This is a genomic window from Actinophytocola sp. (genome assembly GCF_036002505.1).
Classification (GTDB): domain Bacteria; phylum Actinomycetota; class Actinomycetes; order Mycobacteriales; family Pseudonocardiaceae; genus DASYTH01.
Window position 1 is genome coordinate 40,782 of the sequence record NZ_DASYTH010000012.1, and the last position, 6,052, is coordinate 46,833.

General features: G+C 71.0%; 6 protein-coding genes. 5 read left to right on the forward strand and 1 reads right to left on the reverse strand.

Annotated features, from left to right (window positions below):
- The first annotated feature begins 50 nt into the window (after positions 1-50).
- The 4 genes from opcA (at position 51) to VGR06_RS00430 (ending at position 2,579) form a co-directional block, all read left to right on the forward strand.
- The gene (gene opcA / locus VGR06_RS00415) at positions 51-1,019 is read left to right on the forward strand and encodes a glucose-6-phosphate dehydrogenase assembly protein OpcA (RefSeq protein ID WP_327556875.1); all 969 of its coding nucleotides are present in this window, start codon (positions 51-53) and stop codon (positions 1,017-1,019) included.
- Positions 1,016-1,795, forward strand: coding sequence for a 6-phosphogluconolactonase (gene pgl / locus VGR06_RS00420; RefSeq protein ID WP_327556876.1), 780 nt, complete (start codon positions 1,016-1,018; stop codon positions 1,793-1,795). Before opcA ends, pgl begins: the two co-directional genes overlap by 4 nt.
- 155 nt (positions 1,796-1,950) lie before the next feature.
- On the forward strand, positions 1,951-2,247 hold the full coding sequence (locus VGR06_RS00425; RefSeq protein WP_327556877.1) for a hypothetical protein: 297 nt from the start codon (positions 1,951-1,953) through the stop codon (positions 2,245-2,247).
- Between the two features lie 2 nt (positions 2,248-2,249).
- Positions 2,250-2,579: a hypothetical protein gene (locus VGR06_RS00430; RefSeq protein WP_327556878.1), complete on the forward strand. Its 330-nt coding sequence runs from the start codon at positions 2,250-2,252 to the stop codon at positions 2,577-2,579.
- A gap of 346 nt (positions 2,580-2,925) precedes the next feature.
- Here the strand turns inward: VGR06_RS00430 and pabB are convergent, their stop codons facing one another.
- Positions 2,926-4,341 carry an aminodeoxychorismate synthase component I gene (gene pabB / locus VGR06_RS00435; RefSeq protein WP_327556879.1) on the reverse strand — a complete coding sequence of 472 codons (1,416 nt, stop codon included), beginning with the start codon at positions 4,339-4,341 and terminating at the stop codon, positions 2,926-2,928.
- A gap of 254 nt (positions 4,342-4,595) precedes the next feature.
- Here pabB and VGR06_RS00440 point away from each other — a divergent pair, with 254 nt between their 5' ends.
- Positions 4,596-5,792 (forward strand): sensor histidine kinase, encoded by a 1,197-nt coding sequence (locus VGR06_RS00440; protein ID WP_414637115.1) that lies wholly within the window; start codon positions 4,596-4,598, stop codon positions 5,790-5,792.
- Positions 5,793-6,052: the final 260 nt, after the last annotated feature.

Here is a 6,052-nt window from a genome sequence, read left to right on the forward strand (position 1 = left end):
GCAGCGCACGGAGGAAGCCGACACCTTTTGCGGCCGGAGCTGGAGCGACCATGATTATCGACCTGCCCGCGACCACCACGTCGCAGGTGAACAGCAAGCTGGTGCACCTGCGCGAGCAGGGCGGGGTCAACGCACTCGGGCGGGTGCTGACCCTGGTGATCGTCACCGAGGACGACGCGCGCACCGAGGAGATCATCGACGCGGCCAACCAGGCCAGCCGGGAACACCCGTGCCGGGTGATCGTGGTGGCCCGGGGTGCGAAGAAGGCCGCGCCCCGGCTGGACGCGCAGATCCGGGTCGGCGGGGACGCCGGCGCCAGCGAGGTGATCGTGCTGCGCCCGTACGGCCCGCTCGCCGACCACGGCGAGAGCTGCGTGATCCCGCTGCTGCTGCCGGACGCCCCGGTGGTGGCCTGGTGGCCGTTCGAGGCGCCGCCGGTACCGGCCAAGGACCCGATCGGCCGGCTCGCCCAGCGCCGCATCACCGACGCGGCCTCCGACCGCAACCCGATCCGGGCGCTGGACACCCGCAGCAAGTCCTACGCCCACGGCGACACGGACCTGGCCTGGGCCCGGCTCACGCTCTGGCGAGCCCTGCTGTCCGCGGCCCTCGACCTGCCGCCGTTCGAGCCGATCACCGGCGCCTCGGTGGTCGGCGACGCCAACTCCCCCTCCGCCGACCTGCTCGCCGGCTGGCTCGCTGCGCGGCTGAACCTGCCGGTGCGGCGCGGCAAGACGGCCGACGGCCCGGGCGTCGTGTCGGTCGAGCTGCAACGCAAGTCGGGCAGCGTCCTGCTCCAACGCCCGGACGGCCGGATCGGCACACTCACCCAACCCGGCCAGCCCGTGCGCCGGGTCGCCCTGCAACGCCGCCCGGTGGCCGACTGCCTGGCCGAGGAGCTGCGCCGGCTCGACCCCGACGAGATCTACGAGTCCGCCCTCAACGGCCTCGACAAGATCGTCCGCGGCCGCGTCGCCGCACCCGCCCCGGCCAAGACCCGGGAAAAGACCCGCACATGACGACGCCCCAGGTGGTGGTGTACCCGAACGCCGAGTTGCTGGCCGCGGCCACCGCGGCGCGGCTGGTAACCCGGTTGGTCGACGCGCAGGCCGCGCGGGGCTCGGCGTCGCTGGTGCTGACCGGCGGCGGCACCGGGATCGCCATCCTGCAGCACCTGCGGGCCGCCCCGGCGCGGGACGCCATCGACTGGTCCCGGGTGGACCTCTACTGGGGTGACGAGCGGTTCCTGCCGGCCGGGCACCCGGACCGCAACGAGACCCAGGCCCGCGCCGCCCTGCTGGACCACGTGCCGGTCACCCCCTCACGGGTGTACGCGATGGCCCCCTCGGACGGCCCGTACGGCGACAAGCCGGAGGCCGCCGCGGACGCCTACGCCGACCTGATGGCCGCCGCCTCCCGCCCGGAGGACCACGGCCCGGTGCCGAACTTCGACGTCTGCCTGCTCGGCGTCGGCGGCGAGGGCCACACCGCGTCGGTGTTCCCCTCCTCCCCCGCCGTCTACGAGACCGACCGGACCGTGGTCGCCGTACACGGCTGCCCCAAGCCACCTCCCACCCGGATCACCCTGACCCTGCCCGCGATCCGCCGCGCCGCCGAGGTGTGGCTGACCACCACCGGCCCCACCAAGGCCGCCGCCGTCGCGATGGCCCTCGGCGGAGCCGGCGAGGTCCAGGTCCCCGCCGCCGGTGCCCGCGGCCAGCGCCGCACCCTCTGGCTCCTCGACAAACCCGCCGCCGCGAAGGTCCCCGGCGTCTTCACCCCACCCTTCGCCTGACCATTCTTTGTCCACAATCGCGTTAGCGACAAGGGAAAACCCGGTCCATTCGAGTGAATGGCCTTAAGCGCGGAACGGAGTGCTCACTAAGCTCGTCGTACCCGGGCTGTCCACGGATCTGCCCGCGGACACATCGCCTGAGGGGGAGCGATTCCGTGCCCGTGCCCTGCCGCGGCTTCGAACTGGATCTCACCGATTTGGAGCCGGTGGCCAACGCCGTTCTCCCCGACGTCGCCGCCGCGTTAGCGCCGTCCGCCACCACGATCCTCACCTATGATCCGGTCGAAGGCCCCGGCCATTTCGACGCGGTCGCCACCGTCGAGGGCGCCTACGAGACCTTCACCGACCTCATCGGCGAGCGCCTGATCGCCGGCAGCACCCGGATCAGCGCCACGGGCCAGGCTCTCCGCGAAGTCATCGCCCTCTACCGCCGCGCCGACGGCCAAGGCTGACCATGCCCGGCTGGACAACCAACGAGGACCTAGCCCTCATCGCCCACCGCCTCGGCACCGCCGTCATGGCCATGTACGACAAAGCCGGCATCACCGTCTCCCTCCCCGCCTACCCCGGCGGCACCCCCAGCCCCGACTCCCGCCAAACCTTCGTCAACTCCTTCATCGCCGACGCCGAGGACTTCATGTCCGTGGAACCCCAGAAGGTCCACGACGAGTTCAGCAGGATGCTCCAGGAGGGCACCAAACTCAACTTGCTGGGAATAACCGAGCACGCGAACGGCGATGGCGAAATCAGCCGGAGGCTCGGCGGCGACAAGGGCCCGGTATGACGTCACGGACACCACGTCGATCACCCGCCCGCGCCCGCGCCACGGTAATGGTCGCCTGTGCAGCCCTGCTTACGGCGATGGCCGGCTGCACAACCGGAGGTGCGACACCGCAACCACCGACCACCGCGGCCTCGACAACAATCTCGACACCGCGGCCGGCCGTCGCCCCACCGGTGACCAGGACGCGAAGCGTGAACCCTGAGGCCAAGGGGATTTGCGAGGTGGTGGTCGGCACCGGACCGGACGAAGGGTTCGGCATCAATGTCAGTGGCAGCAATGAACCAGACACGGACCGATGTGCAACAGGTTTGGCGGCGGCGTTGCAGGTTGTGCAGTTCCTCGGGGGTTAGCGGCCGGGGAAGTCGATGCCGAGGAGGTTGAGGATGGGGGTGGCTTTGACGGCGGTTTCTTCGAATTCTGCGTGGGGGTCGGAGTTGGCGACGATGGCGCCGCCGGTGCCGAGGGTGGCTGAGGTTGGGCCGACGACGAGGGTGCGGATGACGATGCTGAGGTCGACGGCACCGGAGAGGGAGAAGTAGCCGATGGCGCCGGAGTAGACGCCGCGGGGGCCACGTTCGAGCTCGTCGATGAGTTGCATGGTGCGGATCTTGGGGGCGCCGGTCATGGAGCCGCCGGGAAAGGCCGCCTGGACGCAGTCGATCGGGGTGCGGCCCGGGGCGAGTTGGGCGCGGACGGTGGAGACGAGCTGGTGGACCGTGGCGTAGGTCTCGACGTCGAAGATCCGGGGCACGTGGACGGAGCCGACCTCGGCGCAGACGCTCAGGTCGTTGCGGACCAGGTCGACGATCATGAGGTTCTCGGCGCGGTCCTTCTCGCTGGTGGCGAGGTCGCGGCGGAGGCGGGCGTCCTCGGCGGGGGTGGCGCCGCGGGGGCGGGTGCCCTTGATGGGGCGGGACTCCACCACTCCTTCGGGGGAGACCGAGAGAAACCGTTCGGGTGAGGTGCTGAGCACGGACAGTCCGCCCAGCCGAAGCAGCGCACCGAACGGGGCGGGGCTGCGGGTGCGCAGGTAGCGATAGGCCGGCCAGGGGTCGACGGTGGCGTCCACGGCGAGCATGTTGGTGAGGCAGATCTCGTAGGACTCGCCGTGCCGGATGGCGGCCAGGCAAGCCTCGATCATCCTCAGGTACGAATCCCGGTCATGCCGCAGCCGGACGCCGTGAACCCCGATCGGGGGGACGGCGGGTTCACTCGGATCGGTGGCGGCGAGCTCACCCAGCCGGGAGCACGTCGCGTCCAGCCAGCGGTGCGCGGCCGACTCGTCGCCGGCCGGGGCCAGTGCCAGCAGGTACACCTCGCCGGTGTCGTGGTCGAACGCCAGCCCGCGGTCGACGAAGATCAGGAAGGCGTCCGGGTGGGCCGAGCGGTGCGCGCGGGCGCCGTGACACTCGGCCTTGAGCTCATAGCCGAGGTAGCCGACCCAGCCCAGGGTGAACCCGAACGGCATGCCGGGCGTATCACAGGAGTGTTGGGCAAGATCCCTCCGGAGCCAGTCGAAGAACCCCGATTCGATCGTCTGTGCCCCGGCCGCGGAGTCCACCCGCACGCGCCCGGACCACACGTCCGCCCGCGCCACCCTGGCCAGCGGGCCGGAGGCGTCGCCGAGGAACGAGAACCTCGAGGAGCCGGCGCCGTCCAGCCAGAACGCGTGCGGCGAGTTCCGGTACAGCGCCTCGTACACCTGTTCGGCGGCCACCGGCACCGGCAGCACCCGGACGAACAGGCTCAGCCGGCACGTCACGTCCCCAGTGCGCGATTTGCTGTCGCACACTTTTCTTCCGTCCGCCGTCCCACCTGCACCGTCGCCCTGTCTACCCCATTGACGAGCAACTTGGAGGGCGATCCGTGCCGCATCCACAGCGTCAGCCAGCCCAGCAGCGCCGCAAGGCTCGCACCCGCGACGAGTTGCCACAACAACGGGTGAACACCGACGACCGACCCACCGGTCGGGTCGGTACCGACACGGGAGGTGCCCCACTGGTCGCGCACACGCTCATCACGAGCGACAGCATCGCCGATGGGGTCCGCGAACCCGGCACCTCCCCCCAGCCCGCACCCAGGCTGCGCGACCGGCTGGCCAGATTCCGAGCGAGCAGCCGGGCGAGGGGCTTCGCATCGGACGGCGTCGCGGTGATCATCGCGGTGCTCGACGTCTGGCTGGTGTTCCCGAAGAACGCCAACACCTACCAGATCGTGCTGTCCACGGTCGCCTGCGCGGCGATGCTGTTCCGGCGCAAGTGGCCGTTCCTGGCCGTGCTGGTCACCGTGCCCGGCTTTCTCACCGGCTGGTCGAAGCTGGCCGCGATGATCGCGCTCGGCACGCTGGCCCGGCGCCGGCAGCTGCACTGGCTCACCTGGGCCGGCGCAGTGCTGGTGTTCATCTGCGGGTTCGTGCTCTGGCCGCTCAACCTGTTCGCCGCGCAGAGCCTCCAGTCGCACATCCGGTACGCCATCTACGGCGGGCTCTACGCCGGCATGCCGGTCGCCATCGGCCTGCTGATCTCCGCCAAGCAGGAGCTGTCCGCCCGGGTCGCGCAGCTCGCCGCCAGCCGGGACCGGGAGTCCCGGTTACAGGAGCAGACCGTGCGCTCGGCCGAGCGGGCGCGGCTGGCCCGGGAGATGCACGACCTGGTCTCCCATCAGGTCACGCTGATCGCCATGCAGGCCGGGGCGTTGCAGGTGTCGACGCACGAGGACGAGGCGCGCCAGGCCGCGACCACGATCCGCGAGCTGTCCACCCGGACCCTGGAGGAGCTGCGCAACCTGGTCGGCGTGCTGCGCTCCGGCACCGGCGAGGAGGACACCCGCCCCGGGCTGGACGAACTGGGCGCGCTGGCCAGGGACTACGACATGAAGGTGACCGTGGCCATGGAGGCGGTGCCGGAGCTGCTGCCGGCGCCGGTGTCCCGGGCGGCGTACCGGACCGTGCAGGAGGCCCTCACCAACGTGCGCAAGCACGCGGTCGGCGCCGAGGCCGCGGTACGCGTGGTGGCCCGGCCGGACACCCTGTTCGTCGAGGTGCGCAACGACCCGCCGGAGAACAAACCGGCCGGTCTGCCCTCCGGCGGCCACGGCCTGGTCGGCCTGCGTGAGCGAACCGGGCTGCTCGGCGGCAGCTTCCACGCCGGGCCCACCCCCGAAGGCGGCTTCCGGGTCGAAGCCATCTACCCCATCCAACCCGGACGCGGTTGACAGCACCGCCTCTCCGGAATTAGCAGTCCCGCCTCTCCGGGTTTAACTGCTGTCGTCGCGTTCCAGCGAACGCTGCGGATGTCGGGTTGACTGTGGCTGGGTGCCGTCACGGTCCCCTGAGGTTGCGTTGGCAGGCGCCAGGCCAAGCCGGAACGTGACTTGTCGCGGGAAGTTCCCGCGACAAGTCGAAGGGAAGCAACTACCCGCCGGGGTGGGACGCCAACCCGGGGTGGGTAGCTGGCTTCAGTTGGTGCCGCCGC